Below are 19,415 nucleotides of genomic sequence, written 5' to 3'. Positions count from 1 at the left end.
GACGAGGACCCGACCATGGCGCCCCTGCCGCTGTTCTATTCCAGCATCACCGTGCTCGATCGCAACGAGCACCGCGAGGCGCGCATCGCCCCGTCCGACAGCCCCTACGGTTTCGCGTCCGCAGCCCATGTGCTGCCGGCGCTGATGGCCGAGTTCCCGGTCGCCTGCCGCGACATGCCGATCCTCTTCCTCGATGAGGCCGGTACCGTCTCGCCGCTGTTCATGGTCGGGATGCGCGCCGGCGAGAATTGCTTCGTCGATGCGGACGGACGCTGGCGCGGCCAGCATGCTCCGGCCTATCTGCGGCGCTACCCGTTCGTCGGCGGCGAAATCTCGGCGCAGCAGCAGGTCATCTGCGTCGATGGCGGCTTCGCCGGCCTGCAGGACAAGGAGGGCGAGCGCCTCTTCACCGAGGAGGGCGAGCCGACGGAAGCCTTGCAGCGCGCCATCACCTTCGTCGGCGAATATGCCGACGCGGCCGCGAAGACGGCAGCCTTCACCGCCGAGATCAAGGCGCTCGATCTGTTCCAGACCATTAATATCGAGATCCGCTCACCGTCCGGCGCGACCTCGAACTTCTCGGGCTTCCTGGCGGTCAGCGAGGAACGCCTCAATGCGCTGTCGGACGAGGCCTGGATCGACCTGCGCCGGAAAGGCTATCTAGTGCCGATCCATGCCCACCTGATCAGCCTGGCGAATTTCGCGTTGCTCGGCGAGCGCTCATAGACAGCGTCCTTATCCCGTCAGCGCCAGCCGCGACGCCACAGGACAAGGAGACCGCATGCGGCGAGTTGGCCGGCGACCAGCAGATAGGACCAGTCGAAGCTCGCCGTCCGGCTGGCGATCAGCGCAAAGATCAGCGGACCGCAAAAGGAACCAGCGAAGCCGAAGAGGTTCGCGGCGGAGGTAACGTCGCCGATCAGCCCGGGCGGCGAAAGCCGCGCCAACTCGGCCATGTAGACTCCGTTCCATCCCAGGGATGTCGCTCCGATCAGAGCGACGCAGCCATAGAGGAGCCAGGGTGGTCCGGCCGCCGACCAGACAAGCAGCACGAGCGCGCCGCTCGCACCCAGCAGAAGCAGGCAGAGCAGGAGCAGGCCCCGGCGCCACCGATCCGCCACCCAGCCCAGGACGATTCGCGACAGCGTGCTGGCGGCGAGCAGGATCGCGACGAAATAGCCGGCTTCCGCGAGATCCTTGCCGCGCTGAGTCACCAGATAGGTCGCGGTGAAGGCCTGGACGCTGGCCTGGGCGACCGAAAACGAGATGCCCATGCCGGTGACGAGCGGCAATGACGGATGGGAGCGGACGACCTTAGCCGCGCGCCGCAAGGCCGAGGGCGACAGGAACATCCGCGCCCATTGCCGGTTCGCCGGCCCTTTCTCGGTATCGAGGCGCTTCTGGAACGGCTGGACCGCCAGGAGGCTGACGACGACAATGGCTGCGATGAGCCAGGCGGTGTGCGCAAAGCCCAGGCTGACCACGGCCGGGGCCACGGTAACGCCGGCGATCGCACCGCCGAGCGGGACGCCGGCCTGGCGGATCGAGAAGATCAGATTGCGATGCCGCGGCGGCGCCGTGCGCATCAGCATCGTGCTGCCAGCCGGGTTGTTGGGCGCCAGACCGAGGCCGAGCAGGAGGGCGCCGAGGAATCCGAGCACGGCGACCGGCTGCGCCAGCAGGACCATGCCGAGGCATATAGAGGCCAGCCCGAGCTGCAAGGTGCGGATCGGTCCGTAGTGATCGAGCATCGGCCCGCCGCAGGCCAGGCACCAGCAGATCCCGAGCGAAACCGTCGCGGAGACATAGCCGATGCTTTCCGGCGGCAGGTTCCAGCGCTGCGTCAGGATCGGGCCGAGCAAGGGAACGGCTGCCGCAGCAAAGGAGCTCACGACCTGCACGAGGAGCGTCGCGCTCAGGGCGCTCCCCCACAATGGCAGCTTCAAAGCGATCTCCTCCCGGCGCCTTCACCCTGTGCTCGAAGCGGCCCGCCTTCAGCGGCGGCGTTCGACATCGGCTTGCACTGGTCTTCCGTGAATGCGCCGGCGCGGTCGAGGCCGCACCCGGATTGCCTGACCTGCAGGATTTGCATGCAGCCGAATTGGCGAGATCGATTTCGGGCGCGGGACGTCGGCGCTTCACCATCAAGACGGTGCGGACCCCGCAGGTTCCGGCGCCGGAGATCGACGGCCTCCTCGCCGCAGCCAAGACGACGGCATACTGCCCCATGAAGAAACTGCCGTTACGGCATCATGCAGAGATATGCAGTGTCACTCCGCTCATGTCACGTCAAAGCCCTGCCGGACACTCGTCATTCATCGCTTATGACATTGACAACATGATCACGCTGAAGAACATCAGCGTCATTCATCTCGATGATGCGGTCAGCCGTGTTCGGTGTTTTGTTTTCCCCGATGTGTGAGTTCCCGCATTGAGCCGCACGGCTTCGTCTTCCGCTCAAGGCTCGGTCGTGTCGGCGGCGCTGGCATCGTGCCGCGGCTCGTTCGTGGTCATCGGCGTCTTCTCCGGCATCATCAACCTGCTGATGCTGTCGGGCTCGCTCTACATGCTCCAGGTCTATGACCGGGTGCTGAGTTCGCGCAGCGTCCAGACGCTGATCGGCCTGTCGCTGCTCCTGCTCGCAGCCTATGTGCTGCAGGGCTTCCTCGACGGCATCCGCGTCAGGCTGCTCGCCCGGGTCGGCGCGCGCTTCGACGAGGCGGTCTCGCCGGCCGCCTTCGCCGCGGCCCAGAAGCTGCCGCTGCTCGGCTTCAAGCCCGAGCAGGCGCTGCAACCGATCCGCGATCTCGACCAGGTCCGCGGCTTTCTGTCCTCGCTCGGGCCGACGGCACTGCTCGACATGCCGTGGCTGCCGCTCTTCCTCGCCGTCACCTTCTTCCTGCATCCCTGGCTCGGCTGGCTGGTCGTCGCCGGCGGCCTCGTCATCGTCCTCCTGACCTTCCTGACCGAACTCAAGAGCCGCAAGGCGGCCCAGGCCCAGCTGATGAGCGGGGCGGCGCGGCAGGCGATCGTCGAGGCGAGCCGGCGCAACGCCGAGGCGCTGACCGCGATGGGCATGGGCGCCAGCTTCCAGCGCAAATGGGCCGAGCTCAACCTGCGCCATGTCCAGGATTGGCTCGCCGGCTCGGACGCGGCCAGCGGCATCGGCGCCTTCGCCAAGGTCTTCCGCCTGGTGCTGCAATCGGCGGTGCTGGGCCTGGGCGCCTATCTCGCCATGCACAACGAGATCTCGGGCGGAGCGATGATCGCCGCTTCGATCATGACGTCGCGCGCCTTGGCGCCGATCGAGATCGCGGTCGCCCACTGGAAGGGCTTCGTCGCCGCCCGCCAGGGTCTGAAGCGCCTGCGGCAGGTGCTCGATTCGCCTGCCTTCGCCGAGGTCGAGCGCACCGGCCTGCCGGCGCCTCACCGCGAACTCACCGCCGACGGGCTGATCGTGGCGGCACCGGGCAAGCAGGCGCCGATCCTGCAAGGCGCCTCGCTGACGCTGAAGGCCGGCCAGGGCCTCGGCATCATCGGGCCGAGCGCATCCGGCAAGTCGACGCTAGTTCGTGCGCTGGTCGGGGTCTGGCGCCCGCTCAAGGGCGAGGTCAGGCTGGACGGGGCGGCACTCGGCCAATGGGAGCCGAGTGAACTCGGCCGGCATGTCGGCTATCTCCCGCAGGATATCGAGCTGTTCGAGGGTACGGTCGCCCAGAACATCGCCCGCTTCGATCTCGATGCAAGGGACGAGGCGATCGTCGCGGCGGCGCAGGCGGCCGGAGCGCATGAGCTGATCCTGCGGCTCGAACAGGGCTACGACACGCGCATCGGCGAAGCGGGCTCGAGCCTGTCGGGCGGCCAGCGCCAGCGCATCGGCCTGGCGCGGGCGCTCTATGGCGAGCCCTTCCTGGTGGTGCTCGACGAACCCAACTCCAATCTCGACCATGACGGCGACGAAGCGCTGACGCTGGCGATCCGCAGCGTTCGCGAGCGCGCCGGCATCGTCATTGTCGTCACCCATCGCCAGACCGCGATCGCCGGCGTCGACCATGTCGCGATCATGACGGAGGGCCGCATCCAGGCCATCGGCCCGAAAGAAGAAATCCTGCAGAAGATACTGAAGCAGGGTGGCCTGTCGACCGCCCAGCGCCAGCCGGCGGTGGCGTCATGAGCGAGAGCGCCATCACATTGGAACACCAGGGCTTCAGCCGTTCCCTGCGCAGGCTCGCGTTCACCGGCTGCGTCGGCGTTGTCCTGTTTGCCGGCACCGTCGGTGTCTGGGCGGTGGCGGCGACCTTGTCCGGTGCTGTCGTCGCCAGCGGCCAGTTCGTCGTCGACGGCAACGTCAAGAAGGTTCAGCACGCGACTGGCGGCATCGTCGGCGAGCTCAGGGTCCGCGAGGGCGAACGGGTCGAGCAGGACCAGGTGGTGATCCGGCTCGACGACACGCTGACCCGCGCCAATCTCCAGGTCGTGACCAAGCAGCTCGACGAGCTCTCTGCGCGGCGCGGCCGGGTCGAAGCCGAACGCTCGGGCAAGGACGCGATCACCATCGCTCCCGAACTCGCCGCCCGCCGGCACGAGTCGGAAATCGCCGAGCTGATCGCTGCCGAGGAGAGCCTGTTCGAAGCAAGGCGTGCGGCCCGCGATGGCCAGAAGGCGCAGCTCAACCAGCGCATCGGCCAGCTTCACGACGAGATCGCCGGCCTCAAGGCCCAGCAGTCCGGCCGTGACCGCCAGTCCACCTTGATCGAGGAGGAGCTCGGCGGCGTCAGGGGGCTCTACGCCAAGAACCTGGTCTCGCTCAGCCGCAAGACCCAGCTCGAGCGCGAAGCCGCCAATCTCGAAGGGCAGCGGGGCCAGCTCATCGCCGCATTGGCGCAGGCCGAGGGCAAGATCGCCGAGACGAGGCTGCAGATCATCCAGATCGACGCGACCTTGCGCGAGGAGGCGATGAAGGAGCTGCGCGAGATCCAGGGCAAGAGCGCCGAGCTGGTCGAGCGCCGCATCGCCGCGCAGGACCAGATGAAGCGGATCGAGATCCGCAGCCCGAGCGCCGGTTTCGTACATCAGCTTTCCGTGCACACCGTCGGCGGCGTGATCTCGCCGGCCGAGCCGGCCATGCTGATCGTGCCGGCGGAAGACAGCCTGCAGGTCGAGGCGCGGATCAACCCGCCCGACATCGACCAGATCGCGCTCGGCCAGGAGGCGCGGGTCAAGATCCACGCCTTCAACCAGCGCACCACGCCAGAACTCGCCGGCAAGGTCTCGCGCATCTCGGCCGACACCAGCCGCGACCAGCAGACCGGCGCGACCTTCTACACCATCCGCGTCACGCTTCCCGCCGCAGAGTTCTCCCGGCTCGGCCACAGCCGTGTCAGCGCCGGCATGCAGGCCGAGGTGTTCGTCCGCACCGAGGACCGAACTCCGCTAGAATACATCGTCAAGCCGCTGAAGGAACAGATCGCCAAGGCGTTCAGGGAGCGGTGAGGGCCTGTACCGCCGGCGGCAATCCGTCTGGTTGACCGAAGCGGTGGCGCCCGCCTTGTTCCGAGAAGCTACGGACCGACGCCGGAGCAGGACTTTCAGGTCGCGGCTCCCGCGCCTTCCCAATCAGGCGGGATCAGGGCCCGACGAGCTGGCCGCCATCGACCACGATGCTCTGGGCGGTGACCCAGCTGGCCTTGTCGGAGGCGAGAAAGAGCACGACCTCGGCGACCTCCTCGGGCTTGCCCATCCGGCCGAAGGGGATGCTGGCCAAGGTCGACTGATAGAGCTCGGGGTTCGAGGTCTTGCGATCCTCCCAGGCGCCACCCGGGAACTCGATCGAGCCGGGCGCAACGCAGTTCACCCGGATGCCCCTGCGCGCCAGCATCTTCGCCTGGCTCGCCGTGTAGTGCATAACGGCTGCCTTGACCGCGCCATAGGGCGCGGATCGCGATGAGGCCCGCAGGGCCGAGATCGACGAGATGTTCACGATCGACGAGCCCGGCTTCAGATGCGGGATCGCCGCCTGGCTGCCCCGGACGACGGCCATCATGTCGACATTGAGCGAGGCGGCCCAGCCCTCCTCGTCATCGGAATGGCCGAAGCCGGAGGCGTTGTTGACGAGGATGTCCAGCCCGCCGAGCGCTTCCACCGCCGCAGGCACATAGGCCTTGATCGCGCCGGCATCGGCGAGGTCGACACTGGCCGCGTAGGCCGTGACGCCAAACGCCTCGATCTCCCGGCGCGTCGCCTCGAGCGGCCCGGCGCTGCGGGCGCAGATCGAAACGGAAGCGCCGCCCGCCGCGAAGCCGAGCGCGATCGAACGCCCGATACCACGGCTGCCGCCCATCACGACCACGCGCTTGCCGGTGAAATCCTTGGCCATGTGGCACGCCTTCCTGATTGCCTGTCCGCACCCTTATAGCAGCGGCGGCGAGCTTGGCCTCCAGGGCAGACAGCATGGCGCGGTCTCGCACACCGTCGACCCGGCCGCGCGCTTCTCAATGCACCTCATCACCTGCCAAAGAGCCCGGCGGGGGCAGCATCGTCGTGGCCAGCGTCCGGCGCATCATGTCGCGCAGCGCGTTGGCGCTGCGATAGCCGGCGCTGCGCGCAGCCTCGCGCAGCGACATGCCATCGGCCTGCAGCGTCAAGGTGTGCAGGATACGCAGGCGTCGGCGCCATTCGGCGAAGCTCAGGCCGGTTTCGGCACGGAAGCGGCGGGTGAAGGTCGAACGGCTGACGCCGACCTGCTCGGCCCAGCCGTCGAGATCGAGGTCGAGCGCCGGCTTCTGCACCATGTCGCGCGCCAGCTTGCGCAGGCGCGGCGCTTGCGGCATCGGCAAGGCGATGTGGATCTCGGCGGCGCCGACGATCTCCTCGACGATCAGCGCCGCGAGATGGCCGCCGCGACCGCCCTGATCATAGAGCAGCGGCCCGCTCGCCAGCGCCCGCAGCGCGACGTCGAGCAGTTCCGACACGGCGATGACGCGGCAGCTGCGTGGCACGGCCTCGCCGAGCACCTCGTCGGTCAGGAAGGCGGCCCGCATCTCGCAGCAGCCATAGGCCGCAAGTTCATGCGGCAGGTCGGCCGGGATCAGCAGGGCATGGCCGGCCGGCACCGTCCAGGTCCCGGTCTCGGCATGGAGCACGAGCAGCCCGCCGGATGCGTGAACCAATTCGGTACGGCGATGGCTGTGCCAGCGTGTCTTCGCGCCACTGCGGAAGGACTGGTGCAGCACGGTCACCGGGCGCGGCGTCTCCTCGTCGAGCGGCAACCTGTCGACGGTGACCGGCCCCGCCTGACCCGAACTCGGTGCTTTCGTCATGATCTGCATTGTACCGACCAAACTTGACCCGATCCCGGTGAATTCTGAACCACGCCCTTGAAAGGGGCGAAGCTATAATAGTAATGAACGAGGTCAGTTTAAAATCTATCTAAACTACCTCAACGAAAAGAACAATGAAACAATAGCTAAAGCAATTCAAGACCGGCTGAGGCATCATATCTTATGAGCGACGTGTTGGTATCGAAGTGGATTTCGCGCGCGAACAAGCGGATTCCTCGGACAGGGCTGCGGGATGTCTCGCTGGCGGCGCTCTTCATTGCGGCGACGGCTCCGGCTGCGGCGCAGCAGGCGCCCTCTGCAATCCGGCTCGACACGATCGAGGTCCAGGGTACCGGCGAGCGCGCCAACGGACCGGTCAACGGCTATGTCGTGACCCGCAGCGCCAGCGGCAGCAAGACCGACACGCCGATCCTGGAAGTGCCGCAGACGGTCAACGTCGTCACCGCCGACCAGATCAGGGCTCAGGGCGCCCAGAGCGTCAGCGAGGCGCTGCGCTATACCGCCGGCGTGCGCGGCGAGGTCTATGGCGGCGCCTCGCAATTCGACAGCTACACGCAGATCCGGGGCTTCAAGGGCGATCTCTTCCTCGATGGCACGCGCCTGCCCGACGGCGCCGCCACCTCCGACTGGACCACCTCGGTGATCGAGCCCTACGGGCTCGAGCGCGTCGAGGTTCTGAAGGGCCCATCCTCGGTGCTCTATGGCCAGAGCGGTCCGGGCGGCCTCGTCAACATGGTCAGCAAGCGCCCGCTCGCGACGCCGTTCCGCGAGATCCAGCTCCAGACCGGCAGCTATGGCCGCCTGCAGGGCGCCTTCGACCTCTCCGGGCCGATCGATCCGCAGGGGCAGTTCCTCTATCGCCTGACCGGGCTCGGGCGGATGTCGGAGACGCAGACCGACTTCATCGACGATGATCGCATCTTCATCGCTCCGGCCTTCACCTGGCGGCCGAGCGCCGATACCACGCTGACCGTGATGGGCCAGTATCTGCGCGAGCGCGACGGCAAGACCAGCTTCAACTACCTGCCGAGCTCCGGCACGCTCTATCCCAACCGCGTCAATGGCCGCCTGCCCTGGAACCGCTATGCCGGCGAACCCGGCTTCGACCGGTTCGAGCGCGATCAGGGCTCGATCGGCTATGCCTTCGAGCACCGCTTCAATGACAGCCTGAGCTTCAGCCAGAACCTGCGCTACACCCAGAACGACGTCCATCTGCGCGCGCTCAACCGCAATGGCGAACTGCTCGCCGACAACCGCACGCTGAACCGCGCGGCCTTCCGCATCGACGCCGCCGCACGCGCTTTCACCCTCGACAACCGGCTGGAAGCCAAGTTCGGCACCGGCCCGCTGTCGCATACGGCGTTGATCGGCCTCGATTACCGCAACGAGACCAGCCAGTACGATGTCGGCCGCGGCCCCGCCGCCTCGATCCAGATCTTCAATCCGGTCTATGGCGCTGCCATCGCCGATCCCGGCATCAACTTCCAGCGCAAGGATGCGGAGCTGCGCCAGCTCGGCTTCTATGTGCAGGACCAGATCAAGTTCGATCGCTGGATCGCGACCCTCTCCGGGCGCTACGACATCGCCGACACCAGGACGCGCACGCATATGCTGACGACCAATGCGCTGGTGCGCTCCAAGGCGAGCGATCGCGCCTTCAGCGGTCGCGCCGGATTGAGCTATGTCTTCGACAATGGCCTGGCGCCCTATGTCAGCGTCTCGACCTCGTTCCAGCCGACGGCGGAGACCGATTTCTTCGGCGGCGCCTTCAAGCCGCTGACGGCGACGCAATACGAGGCCGGCATCAAGTACCAGCCGACATGGATCAATGCCTCGCTGACTGCGGCAGTGTTCGACATCAGCCAGCAGAACACGCCATCGGGCGATCCCAATCCGGCCCACCCCTTCGCCCGTGTCCAGCTCGGCGAGGTGTCGGTCCGCGGCTTCGACATCGAGGCGCGCGCCCAGCTCAGCGAAGGGCTCGGCCTGATCGCCTCCTATGCCTTCCTCGACCACGAAATCACCAAGAGCTCAGTCGCCACCGATATCGGCAAGCGCCTGCCCTCGACGCCGATGCATCAGGGCTCGCTCTGGGCCGATTACACCATTCAGGGCGGAGCGCTCGCCGGGCTCGGTTTCGGCGGCGGCGTCCGCTTCGTCGGCAGCACCTATGACACCGCCAACACCGTCCGGATCCCCTCCTACACGCTGGTCGACGCAAGCCTGAGCTACGATCTCGGCAAGGCATTCCCGGCGCTGAGCGGAGCCAAGCTCTCGGTCGTCGCCAAGAACCTGTTCGACCGCTACTACGTCTCGCAATGCGGCAACGTGCCGGGTTGCACGCTCGGTTCCCGCCGCAGCGTGCTGGCGACTCTGACCTATCGCTGGTGAGAGGCATGAAGCAGACCCGCCGGAGTGGATTGGCTGCTGCCATCGCGGCGCTAGGCTTGGTGCTCGCGCTGCTGATCGCGCCGGCTGCGCGGGCGCAGGCGATCCGCGTCACCGACATCGCCGGCCGCGAGATCGTGCTGGCGCAGCCGGCCAAGCGCATCGTGCTCGGCGCCTGGGTCAGCCTCGACGCGCTCTCGCTGCTCCATCCCGATCCGGTCGGCCTGCTCGCCGGCTGGGCCGAGGCCGGCGCCAACGCGATCCAGCCGACGATCCTGCGCAGCAAGTTTCCGGCGATCGACAAGGTGCCGGTGATCGGCAAGGGCTCCTTCGAGACGATTTCGATCGAGGCGGTAATCGCGCAGAAGCCCGACCTCGTGCTGCTCAGCCGCTTCGACGCCTTCCGCTTCGGCGCGGAGGCGGCTCCCGGCCTCGACCAGCTCGCCGCGGCCGGCATCCCGGTCGCGATCGTCGATTTCTTCCTCGACCCGCTCAGGAATACCGAGCCGAGCCTGCGCCTTCTCGGTAAGCTGCTCGGGCGCGAGGCTCAGGCCGAAGCCTTCCTCGCCTTCTATCGCCAGCACCTTGTGGCGATCGAGGGCAAGCTGACAGCAGCCGGCAGCGCCCCTCGCCCCTCGGTCTTCCTGCATGCCTTCGCGACGCGGCCGGAATGTTGCTTCTCGGCCGGGCCGGGTACGATCGACGGCTTCATCCGCCTCGCCGGCGGCCACAATATCGGCACCGAGAAGCTTGCGATGCCGGTCGGCCAGCTCAGCCAGGAATTCGTGCTAACGCGCAATCCGGACGTCTATGTCGCCACCGCGATCTCCGACGGCCCCGATGCCGGCAGCTTCGCGCTCGGCCCGGGCGTCGAGCCGAAGCGCGCGGCCGAAGGCTTCGCCAGACTCCTTGGCCGCAACGATCTCGCCGCGATTGGGGCCGTCTCACGCGGTCGCGCTTTCGGGCTCTGGCACCTCTTCGTCCACACCCCCGCCCATGTCGTCGCAGTCGAGGCACTGGCGAAATGGACACGTCCCGAGCTTTTCGCCGAACTCGATCCGCAAGCGACGCTCGACGAAATCAACAAGCGCTTCCTGGCCGCGCCGCTAGCGGGAACCTTCTGGGTCTCTTCGCAAGCGGAGGACGGCCGGAAGCGGTGACCGCAAGGATGCCGGGCCCACTCGTGTACGCGTTCTGCATGCAAGGCGATCAGCGGCCGCCTGTCACGACCTGCCGATCAGGCCGGATCACATCCGGCCGGCGTCGACCTTGATGCTCTCGGAGGTGATCGAAGAGGACTGCTCGCTCGCCAGGAACAGGGCGGCACGCGCCACCTCCTCCGGCTCGACCCAGCGCTTCAACGCCGCCTTGTCGGTGTAGTTGACCTGGATGATCTCCTCTGCCGGCCGGTTCTCCTTGGCGGCGCGGGCGGCGATGACGCGCTGCATCAGCTCGCCGTTGACCGCGCCGGGGCAGAGCGCATTGACCCTTATGCCGTGGATGCCGACTTCCTGCGCGACGGCCTGGGTGATGCCGATCACCGCGAATTTGGTGGCAGTATAGGCGCTGCGCATCGGATAGCCGCGCAGGCCCATCAGCGACGACATGTTGATGATCGAGCCGCCGCCGCGAGCCCGCATCAGGGGCACGCAGTGCTTGATGCACAGGATCGTGCCGCGGATGTTGATCGCCATGGTCTCGTCCCACTGGACGATGTCGAGGTCCTCGGCATTGGCGACCTGCCCGGTCACGCCGGCATTGTTGACGAGGATGTCGACGCCGCCGAAGCGCGCGGCCGTCTCCCTGGCGAGCCGGCTGGCATCGGCCTCCTGCGAGACATCTGCGGCGATGGCATGCGCCCCGATCTCCGCCGCAGCCTTGTCGAGTGCGGCCTGGGAGCGGCCAGCGATCACCACCTGCGCCCCCTCTTCGACGAACATCCTGGCGATCGCCAGGCCGATGCCGGTGCCGCCGCCGGTGATGATCGCGACCTTGCCGGAGAGGACTGGAGCACGGGACGATTGCGATGCCATGGTGCAGCCTTCTCCTCATTATGTCGACGAGCTAATGTTTGACCTACAATAACTCGTTTTGCATATCAACATACCGCTTTTGATCGCAAACCGGCTCCGAGCCGATTTTAGCCACCGAAAGCCTCCGGGACCGCGACGCCAAGACGACGAGCCTGGTTGCGCAGAGCCTGGAGCGTCTCCGCCGCCAATGCGCAGTTCCCGTCGAAACGCTTTCGGGCTTCGGCGGCGCGGTCGCCGGGCATACGGATCGGAGCTGCGCCGGGAGCCGGCTTCGACTGGCGGATGCGGCCGGCGAAGCGAGCGGCGACGGCCTCATAGTCTGCGATGGGCCGCAGTCCCTCGATCTCGATCGCTATGACCAGATTGGCGCTGCCATAGGGCCGGGAGAGATCGCCATAGAGCGGCTGCACCTCGCTGCCGACGCCGCCTGCCGACAGGCCGCCGGCGAGCAGATCGACCATCACGGCGAGGCCAAAACCCTTCGCTCCCGCGGCCGGCAGGAGCACGCCCTTGATCGCCTCGGCGGCGTCTCGGGTCGGCACCCCCTCGGCGGTCTGGGCCCAGCCCTCGGGAATGGGCTCGGCCTTGCTCGCCGCCAACCGGACCTTGCCCATCGCGCCGGCGCTCATGGCGAGGTCGAGGACGATGGGCTCGCCGCCGGCCGGCACGGCGATCGCGAGCGGGTTGTTGCCGACCACCGCCTCGGCCCCGCCCGGCGCCGGCAGCATCGGGCGGGTATTGGCCATGACGATGCCGATCTTGCCGGCGAGCGCGATCTTGCAGGCGAAGCGCCCGGCCGCGCCGAAATGGAAGGCGTTGCGGACGGCGACGATGGCGACGCCATGCTCGGCGGCGCGGGCGATCGCGATCTCGCAGGCGCGCTCGGCCGTGACCTGGCCGAGCCCATTGCCGGCGTCGATCGTCAGGCGCGAGCCCTTGTCGACGACGATCTCGCCCTCGGCCGCAGGGTCGACGGAGCCTTGCGCGATCCGCTCCAGATACATCGGCAGCTGCATCAGGCCGTGCGAGGCCAAGCCCCCGATATCGGCGTCGACGAGCGCCTCGGCAGTCAGGGCGGCATTGCCGGATGGGGCGCCGGCAGCCTCCAGCAGCGCGCTCGCGAAGCGCTCAAGCAGATCCGCCGGATAGGAATTGGCCGCAGACATTGTTTCTCCCGAAGATGGCGGAGTGTCGTTCTCACGGCCCATAGCATGAGGCGGAGCGCGATCACGCTCCACCCGCACGTCCACTCCAGCGCTCAGCGCACCGGCGGGGCGTATTGCAGGCCGCCCTTGGTCCAGAGCTTGTTGAGGCCGCGCTCGATGCCGAGCTTCGAGCCCGAGCCGACATTGCGCTCATAGACCTCGCCGTAATTGCCGACCTGCTTGATGATCTGCAGCGCCCAATCCGGCTTCAGTCCCATCGACTCGCCAAGATTACCCGTAGTGCCCAGCAGGCGCTGGACTTCGGGCGAGCCGCTGCGCTTCTGCTCCTCGGCATTGGCAGCGGTGACGCCGAGTTCCTCGGCGACGAGCATGGCATAGAGCGACCAGCGCACGATGCTGCTCCAGGTCTCGTCGCCTTGGCGCACGACCGGGCCGAGCGGCTCCTTCGAGATCAGCTCGGGCAGGATCACGTATTCGGTCGGGTTGACCAGCTTCAGCCGATAGGCCGAGAGCGCCGAGACGTCGTTGCTGAAGACATCGCAACGGCCGGACTCGAAGGCCTTGGCTACCTGGTCACCGGCCTCGAAGGCGACGCCCTCGTACTTCATGTTGTTGGCGCGGAAATAGTCGGCGATGTTGAGTTCGGTCGTGGTGCCGGTCGGCACGCAGACCGAAGCGCCGTTCAGTTCCTTCGCCGTTTTGATGTTCAGCGACTTGCGGACCATGAAGCCCTGGCCATCGTAATAGCCGATGCCGACATAGCGCAGACCCATCTGCGTGTCGCGCGACAGCGTCCAGGTCGCCTGGCGCGAGAGCATGTCGATCTCGCTGCTCTGCAGGCTGACGAAACGGTCCTTCGGGCTGAGCGGGGTATAGCGGACCTTGTTGGCATCGCCGAAGACGGCGGCGGCGACAGCCCGGCAGATATCGACGTCGAAGCCACCCCAGCGTCCGGCCTCGTCGGGCACCGAGAAGCCGGCGACGCCCGGGCTGACGCCGCAGATCATCTCACCGCGGCTCCGCACGGTTTCGAGCGTGCCGGCGGCCGCCGGCATGACACAGGCGGCCATCAGGCCGGCGATGAGCAACAGGCGCGTCTTCATTCGGATACCCTTCCCCCCGAGTGTCGTATCCGACGTTTCCTCGCCGGACCCACGATGATCCTGACGGCTTTCTGACGCAGAAGGCGCGCGCCTCCCGCGATTTCGAGGTGTGAAACGCAGGGACTTCCAGCCATATCCGAGAGCGAGAGTGCCATCATCCGATCATCGACATCGGCACGGCAGACCATGCAGACATCCGCCCAGTCCAGTTTCCGTCAGCGCCTCGTCAGCGGCGCCTTCCTGGCGGGGAGCTTCGTCAAGACGCCGAGCCCGCACGCGACCGAGATCCTCGGCAATAGCGGCTTCGACTTCATCGTCGTCGACCAGGAGCACGCGCCCTTCGACCGCGGCACGACCGACCTTGTGCTGCTCGCGGCGCGAGCCGCAGGCATCGCCGGCGTCGTGCGCGTGCCGACGCTGACCAGCGACGCGATCCAGGCTTCGCTCGATTGCGGCGCCCTCGGTATCCTCGCCCCGCATGTCGCGAGCGTCACGGACGCTGAGGCGCTGGTCGCCGCCTGCCGCTATCGCGGCGGCAAGCGCGGCTTCTCCGGCGTCACCCGCGCCGGCCGCTATGGCGGCAGCAAGATGTGGGACCTCGTCGATGCGGCCGACGCGGCGGTGGCGACGATCGCGATGATCGAGGACCCGTCAGCACTCAACCAGATCGACGCGATCCTCGCCGTCGAGGGGCTCGATGCCGTCTTCATCGGCCGCGGCGACCTCACTGTCGCCTTCGGCGCCCCGACCCGCGATGCGCCTGAGGTCCGCAACGCGGTCGATACGATCCTTGCCGCCGCGAAGAAGGCCGGCAAGCCGGTCTGCGTGATGACCGATAATGGCGAGGAATCCGCCGGGTTCGCAGAGCGCGGCGCCAGCGCCTTCATCCTCTCCTCCGACCAGGGTTTTTTGCGCAAGGCGGCGAGTGAAAGCCTGGCGCAGATGCAGACAGCCAGGAGCCGGGTCGAGAACCCCGGCGCGCGATAGGAGACATCGACCCGTGAGCTATCCCTCCAGCGATCCGCGCTCGAAATTGTCAGCGCCGGCGGCAGCAAAAGCCCCCCCGGTCAAGGCCTATGCCGGCGCCGACTACGCCCGCTTCTACGCCGAAGAACCGCAGCAGGCGAACGAGAGCGAGCGCACCTGGCTGGCGCGTGGCCAGAATTTCATCGTCGCTTATTCGGATGTAAAACCGGGCGCCGCCCTGACGCGCACCTCGCAGCCGGACGAATACTGCCTGATCCTGCCGGATAAGGAACTTGGCGCGACGGTCACGGCCGGAACCGAGACGGTCGAAGTCGCCGGTAACTCGATCGCCTTCGTGCCGCCGGGCGCCTCGCGCATCACGCTCAAAGGGGCCGGGCGCGTCATCCGCATCTTCTCCAGCGTCGCGGCCGATCTGGCGGCTGCCTGCTCGAACGCCGCCTCCTATGCGCAGCCGCATGCCAATGTCGCGCTGCTGACGCCTTGGCCTGAGCCGCGAGGCGGCTTCTGGATTCGCGCCTACAGCCTCGATGCGGGCGGCGGCGAAGGCCGCTTCGGCCGCATCTTCCGCTGCACCACGCTGATGGTGAACATGCTTGATCCGCGCTTCGGGCTGCGCGACGTCAGCGCGCTCTCTCCGCACCACCATGATGATTTCGAGCAGGGCTCCCTCGTGATCGATGGCGGCTATATCCACGATATCCGCTGGCCGTGGACGCCGGACATGCGGATCTGGCGCGAGGACGAGCATGAGTTGATGGCGGCGCCGTCGCTGACGGTGATCCCGCCGCCCTCGGTCCACACCTCGCGCTCGGTCCTGCCCGGGCTGAACCAGATGATCGACATCTTCTCGCCGCCCCGCCTCGACTTCTCGCAGAAGCCCGGCTGGGTCATCAACGCCGCGGATTATCCGATGCCCGGCGAAACCGCTTGAGGGCTCCCGACATGACCGCCACCACCCAGACCACCGACGCGCGCAGCCGGCAGATCGCCGATCTCCTGGTCGGCGCCGTCGACCTGCATTGCCATAGCGGCCCGGCCGCGATGCCGCGCATCCTCGACCATCACGAGGCGATGCTGGACGCCGCCGCGGCGAAATTCCGCGCCGTCGTCTACAAGGACCATTTCTATCTCGGCACCGCCCATTCGATCCTGCTCGAGAAGCTGGTGCCGGACACCGGCGTCAGATTGTTCTCCGGCATCGCGCTCAACAACGCCTCGGGCGGCTTCAACCCGCATGCGGTCGACCACGCGATCAAGCTCGGCGGCAGGATTGTGTGGATGCCGACGCTCTCGGCCAAGAACCATATCGACGTGCTCGCTTCCGGCGCTGTGAAGACCTTCCCGAAGACCGCGCAGAAGATGCTCGATCCGATCCCGCTGACGCCGTTCGGCGCCGACGGCAAGCTCACCGACGACGTCAAGCTGATCCTCGACCTGATCGCGGCCGGCGACATCATCCTCGCCGGCGGGCATCTCTCGACTCCCGAGCTCTTCGCGGTGTTCGAGGAGGCGAAGGCGCGCGGCGTCCGGAAGCTCCTGGTCAACCACCCGACCTACATGGTCAACAATTGCAGCGATGCGGAAATCCGCCACCTCGTCTCGCTCGGCGCGGTGATGGAGCATTCGATCTGCATGTTCGTCGAGGGCAAGTCGAAGAAGTTCGAGCCGCCGGAGCTGCGCCGGGTGATCGACGTCGCCGGCGTCGAGAACACCGTGCTGTGTTCCGATCTCGGCCTCACCGGCTCGCCGCGCCCGATCGACGGCTACCGCGAGATCGTCGGCCATCTGCTCGACCTGCAGTTCACCGAGGCCGAGATCAAGCGCCTGACCGGCGGGCATGCTGCGGAGCTGCTGGGGTTGGGGGCGGCCGCCTGATACAAAAAAGACCCGCGGGACAGTCCGCTCGCGCCCCGTTGCGGACCTTGGCAAATTCAAGGTTTCACGCGATTCTGTGCCGGATAATCGCGGCAGGCCGGAACTGTGAGATTAGGTATCAACCTTCGTGGCGATCTCGCCAAGCTTAGCGCCGAAGCGCTGACTTCCCAGCTTGAGAAGAGCATTTCCGACCGCGAAGGACTTGCACCGCACGTCGGTGATACGTTGAGCCGAAATTTTTATGAAAGCGGCCTCTCGATGCCATTCGGTAGAGGACCATTTCATGCTCGTGTCTTCTATAGGGCGATTGCTAGAATTTATTTCATGCCTTTGAACGGCTACTCACTCGGTGATCTTTACCTACTGGATTGTGAGATCAAGGACATAATGGGCGAGATGCAGCGTCGAGAGCGTATCGCGCGACGGAGACGTTTGCGGCGTTGATCAACGGCAGCACCCGACCCAATCGCGACATTTGTCACGTCAGGCGACTGGATCAGTCATAGCCGAATGGAGAGCGGGAGCCTGGCCCGGGCGAACCTCAGGCCAGACTCTTGGTTCGTAACCTTCAGCTCAATCCAGCGAGATTTGTGCAGCGCGGACGACATCCGCCCATTTCGCCACTTCCTGCGTCTGCGCATTGCGCACCGCAGCGGCATCGCCGCTGAGCGAGCGCACGCCGATCGTCGCGAGCTTCTCGCGGCCCTCGGCGCTCTCGACATAGGCCCGCGTGATCGCCGCGATCCGCGTCACGATCGGCTCGGGCAGTCCCTTCGGCCCGACCAGAGCGAACCAGCCGGTCGCGTTGACGCCCGGCAGGCCAGCCTCGGACAAGGTCGGCACGTCAGGTAATTGCGGGGCGCGCTGGTCGCTGGTGACAGCGAGCGCACGGATCGCACCGCTTTTGACATGCGGGATATAGGCCGGGATGAAGTCGATCGCGACATTGACCGTTCCCGCCAGCAGATCGGTCGAGAGCGGAGCCGAGCCGCGATAGGGCACATGCGTCATCTGGAAGCCGGCCTTGTGCTGGATCAGCTCGCCGGTGACATGCCCCATCAGCCCGAAACCGGGGCTGCCGAAGGTCAGCTTGCCGGGATTGGCCTTGCCGTAGGCGACGAGCTCGGCAAAGGACTTGACCGGCAGCGAGGGATGCACCGCGACGATGCCCTGGACGTCGCCGAGCAGCGCAACCGGCGCGAAATCGGCGAGCGGATCGAAGGCCAGCTTCTTGTAGAGCAGCTTGTTGGTCGCGAGCGGCCCGGACGAGGAGAACAGCAGGGTGTAGCCGTCCGCAGCCGCCCGGACGACGCCGGTCGCAGCGATATTGCCGCCGGCGCCGGTCTTGTTCTCGACGACGAAGCCCTGGCCGAGCTCGCTGCGCAGGCGCTCCGCCAGCAGGCGGGCGACCACGTCGGTCGAGGCCCCCGCCGGGAACGGCACAACGATTGTGACGGGGCGGCTCGGCCAGGTGTCGGCAAAGGCTCGGCCCTGAGCGGCCAGCGCACCGGCGCCCGCCATGGACGCCATGAAGCCACGACGTGAGATCGGCCGCATCATTGGGGTTTCCTCCGGACAAAGTCGCTTTGAAGCTGTTGTCCGGACACTAGGCACGGGCCTCACGCCTCCCTCTGGGAAAGCGCCGCTATTTCTCGCCTTGAAACGCAACGCCCATGGATTGCGAGAGCGCCTCCAGCTGCGCCTCGATATTGGCTGCCGCCTTCTTCAGCGGATGGATGATCCTGGCCTTGTCCTCGGGATTGGGAGCCGCAGCGCGGAAGAAGGTGACGCCGAAGGTAGCGAGCACGCGCTCGCCGAGCTTGATCGGCACCGCGATCGTTGCGGAATTCCTCGGTTCGGCAGCGGGATCGCGCTCGGTATAGCCGCGCCTGCGTGCCTGCTCGATCATGCCTTCGACATCCTCGTCGCTGAGGCTGTTGTTCTCAGGCTCGGCCGAGGCGCGCATGGCGGCGCGCAATACTTCGCGCTCCTCATCGGGGCAGAAGGCGAGATAGGCGCGACCGAGCGCCCGACCGCCGAGGTTGAGCCGGTAGCCGAGCGTCGCATGGAAGGGCGAGATCGGGCTGTCGGGGATGGTCGAGAAGCGCACGACCACGGCGTCATAATCGAGCAGGCAGACGGCGCAGGGCCATTTGATCTGGCGCGTCAGCGCCGTCGCCCAGGGCCGCGCCGCCTCGATCACCATCGGCGCGCCGTGGAAGCCCGAGCTCAGATGCGCCACCTGCGAGGTCACGAGATAGCCGCGCATGCGCTCGTCGCGGACGACATAGCCGGCTTCGATCAGGGTCTCGAGCAGGCGCACGATCGTCGGCTTCGGCATGCCGGTGCGGCGATGCAGTTCGCCGACGGTCGCGACACTGCAGCGATTGACCTCGGTCAGCAGCCGCAGCGCCTTGAGAACGGACTGGACGGGCGCAAAGGAGAACACGCGGCGGATCCGGCTAAGCGAGCACGAACCGCTGTTCTAGATGAGAATTCTCCCAAGCGGATAGTTATTCGCGC

General features: G+C 66.8%; 17 protein-coding genes. 9 read left to right on the top strand and 8 right to left on the bottom strand.

The features are described from left to right. Positions 1 to 15 precede the first annotated feature (15 nt). Positions 16 to 726 carry a SapC family protein gene (locus ACQKLX_RS16255; RefSeq protein WP_427362612.1) on the top strand — a complete coding sequence of 237 codons (711 nt, stop codon included), beginning with the start codon at positions 16 to 18 and terminating at the stop codon, positions 724 to 726. A 17-nt stretch (positions 727 to 743) separates the two neighbouring features. Here the strand turns inward: ACQKLX_RS16255 and ACQKLX_RS16250 are convergent, their stop codons facing one another. Continuing rightward, a complete protein-coding gene (locus ACQKLX_RS16250; RefSeq protein WP_427362611.1) occupies positions 744 to 1,946 on the bottom strand; it encodes an MFS transporter in 1,203 nt (400 codons plus the stop codon). Between ACQKLX_RS16250 and ACQKLX_RS16245 the strand changes: the two genes are divergently transcribed. From ACQKLX_RS16245 to ACQKLX_RS16235, 3 genes are read left to right on the top strand one after another with little or no spacing between them, the layout of a single operon-like run. Continuing rightward, a complete protein-coding gene (locus ACQKLX_RS16245) occupies positions 1,934 to 2,422 on the top strand; it encodes a hypothetical protein (RefSeq protein ID WP_427362610.1) in 489 nt (162 codons plus the stop codon). The two genes, ACQKLX_RS16250 and ACQKLX_RS16245, sit on opposite strands and share 13 nt — an antisense overlap. Positions 2,423 to 2,470: 48 nt before the next feature. Further along, complete coding sequence (locus tag ACQKLX_RS16240) at positions 2,471 to 4,174, top strand: type I secretion system permease/ATPase (RefSeq protein WP_427362609.1); 1,704 nt, start codon at positions 2,471 to 2,473, stop codon at positions 4,172 to 4,174. Then, a complete protein-coding gene (locus tag ACQKLX_RS16235; RefSeq protein WP_427362608.1) occupies positions 4,171 to 5,493 on the top strand; it encodes an HlyD family type I secretion periplasmic adaptor subunit in 1,323 nt (440 codons plus the stop codon). The genes ACQKLX_RS16240 and ACQKLX_RS16235 overlap by 4 nt, the downstream gene beginning before the upstream one ends. Positions 5,494 to 5,626: 133 nt before the next feature. Here the strand turns inward: ACQKLX_RS16235 and ACQKLX_RS16230 are convergent, their stop codons facing one another. Together ACQKLX_RS16230 and ACQKLX_RS16225 are read right to left on the bottom strand one after the other, a co-directional pair. Beyond that, positions 5,627 to 6,376: an SDR family NAD(P)-dependent oxidoreductase gene (locus tag ACQKLX_RS16230; RefSeq protein WP_427362607.1), complete on the bottom strand. Its 750-nt coding sequence runs from the start codon at positions 6,374 to 6,376 to the stop codon at positions 5,627 to 5,629. Between the two features lie 115 nt (positions 6,377 to 6,491). Beyond that, the gene (locus ACQKLX_RS16225; protein WP_427362606.1) at positions 6,492 to 7,319 is read right to left on the bottom strand and encodes an AraC family transcriptional regulator; all 828 of its coding nucleotides are present in this window, start codon (positions 7,317 to 7,319) and stop codon (positions 6,492 to 6,494) included. A 183-nt stretch (positions 7,320 to 7,502) separates the two neighbouring features. Here ACQKLX_RS16225 and ACQKLX_RS16220 point away from each other — a divergent pair, with 183 nt between their 5' ends. Then, positions 7,503 to 9,731 carry a TonB-dependent siderophore receptor gene (locus ACQKLX_RS16220; RefSeq protein ID WP_427362605.1) on the top strand — a complete coding sequence of 743 codons (2,229 nt, stop codon included), beginning with the start codon at positions 7,503 to 7,505 and terminating at the stop codon, positions 9,729 to 9,731. Between the two features lie 5 nt (positions 9,732 to 9,736). Next, positions 9,737 to 10,888 (top strand): ABC transporter substrate-binding protein, encoded by a 1,152-nt coding sequence (locus ACQKLX_RS16215; RefSeq protein ID WP_427362604.1) that lies wholly within the window; start codon positions 9,737 to 9,739, stop codon positions 10,886 to 10,888. A gap of 87 nt (positions 10,889 to 10,975) precedes the next feature. Here the strand turns inward: ACQKLX_RS16215 and ACQKLX_RS16210 are convergent, their stop codons facing one another. The 3 genes from ACQKLX_RS16210 to ACQKLX_RS16200 all read right to left on the bottom strand — a co-directional run bounded on the left by ACQKLX_RS16210 (position 10,976) and on the right by ACQKLX_RS16200 (position 14,030). Then, positions 10,976 to 11,761, bottom strand: a complete 786-nt coding sequence (locus ACQKLX_RS16210; protein ID WP_427362603.1) for an SDR family NAD(P)-dependent oxidoreductase — start codon at positions 11,759 to 11,761, stop codon at positions 10,976 to 10,978. 107 nt (positions 11,762 to 11,868) lie between these two features. Further along, positions 11,869 to 12,927 (bottom strand): Ldh family oxidoreductase, encoded by a 1,059-nt coding sequence (locus ACQKLX_RS16205; protein ID WP_427362602.1) that lies wholly within the window; start codon positions 12,925 to 12,927, stop codon positions 11,869 to 11,871. Between the two features lie 92 nt (positions 12,928 to 13,019). Then, positions 13,020 to 14,030, bottom strand: coding sequence for an amino acid ABC transporter substrate-binding protein (locus tag ACQKLX_RS16200; protein ID WP_427362601.1), 1,011 nt, complete (start codon positions 14,028 to 14,030; stop codon positions 13,020 to 13,022). Between the two features lie 186 nt (positions 14,031 to 14,216). On the opposite strand from ACQKLX_RS16200, the gene ACQKLX_RS16195 reads away from it, so the two are divergent. Genes ACQKLX_RS16195 through ACQKLX_RS16185 form a run of 3 tightly spaced genes read left to right on the top strand, consistent with a single transcriptional unit; the run spans position 14,217 to position 16,892 of the window. Further along, positions 14,217 to 15,017, top strand: coding sequence for an HpcH/HpaI aldolase family protein (locus ACQKLX_RS16195; RefSeq protein WP_427362600.1), 801 nt, complete (start codon positions 14,217 to 14,219; stop codon positions 15,015 to 15,017). Positions 15,018 to 15,030: 13 nt separating this feature from the next. Then, positions 15,031 to 15,948, top strand: a complete 918-nt coding sequence (locus ACQKLX_RS16190; protein WP_427362599.1) for a cupin domain-containing protein — start codon at positions 15,031 to 15,033, stop codon at positions 15,946 to 15,948. A gap of 11 nt (positions 15,949 to 15,959) precedes the next feature. Further along, positions 15,960 to 16,892 (top strand): DUF6282 family protein, encoded by a 933-nt coding sequence (locus ACQKLX_RS16185; RefSeq protein ID WP_427362598.1) that lies wholly within the window; start codon positions 15,960 to 15,962, stop codon positions 16,890 to 16,892. Positions 16,893 to 17,465: 573 nt separating this feature from the next. Here the strand turns inward: ACQKLX_RS16185 and ACQKLX_RS16180 are convergent. Next, entirely contained in the window at positions 17,466 to 18,452 is a 987-nt protein-coding gene (locus ACQKLX_RS16180) for a Bug family tripartite tricarboxylate transporter substrate binding protein (protein ID WP_427362597.1), read from the bottom strand. An 85-nt stretch (positions 18,453 to 18,537) separates the two neighbouring features. Continuing rightward, positions 18,538 to 19,341 carry a DNA-binding transcriptional regulator gene (locus ACQKLX_RS16175; RefSeq protein ID WP_427362596.1) on the bottom strand — a complete coding sequence of 268 codons (804 nt, stop codon included), beginning with the start codon at positions 19,339 to 19,341 and terminating at the stop codon, positions 18,538 to 18,540. Positions 19,342 to 19,415 lie beyond the last annotated feature (74 nt).

It is taken from the genome of Allobosea sp. NPDC003192 (assembly GCF_050275675.1).
Classification (GTDB): Bacteria; Pseudomonadota; Alphaproteobacteria; order Rhizobiales; family Beijerinckiaceae; genus Allobosea.
Note: the sequence above shows the minus strand (reverse complement) of the source record. Positions and strands in the feature narration are given on the sequence as shown.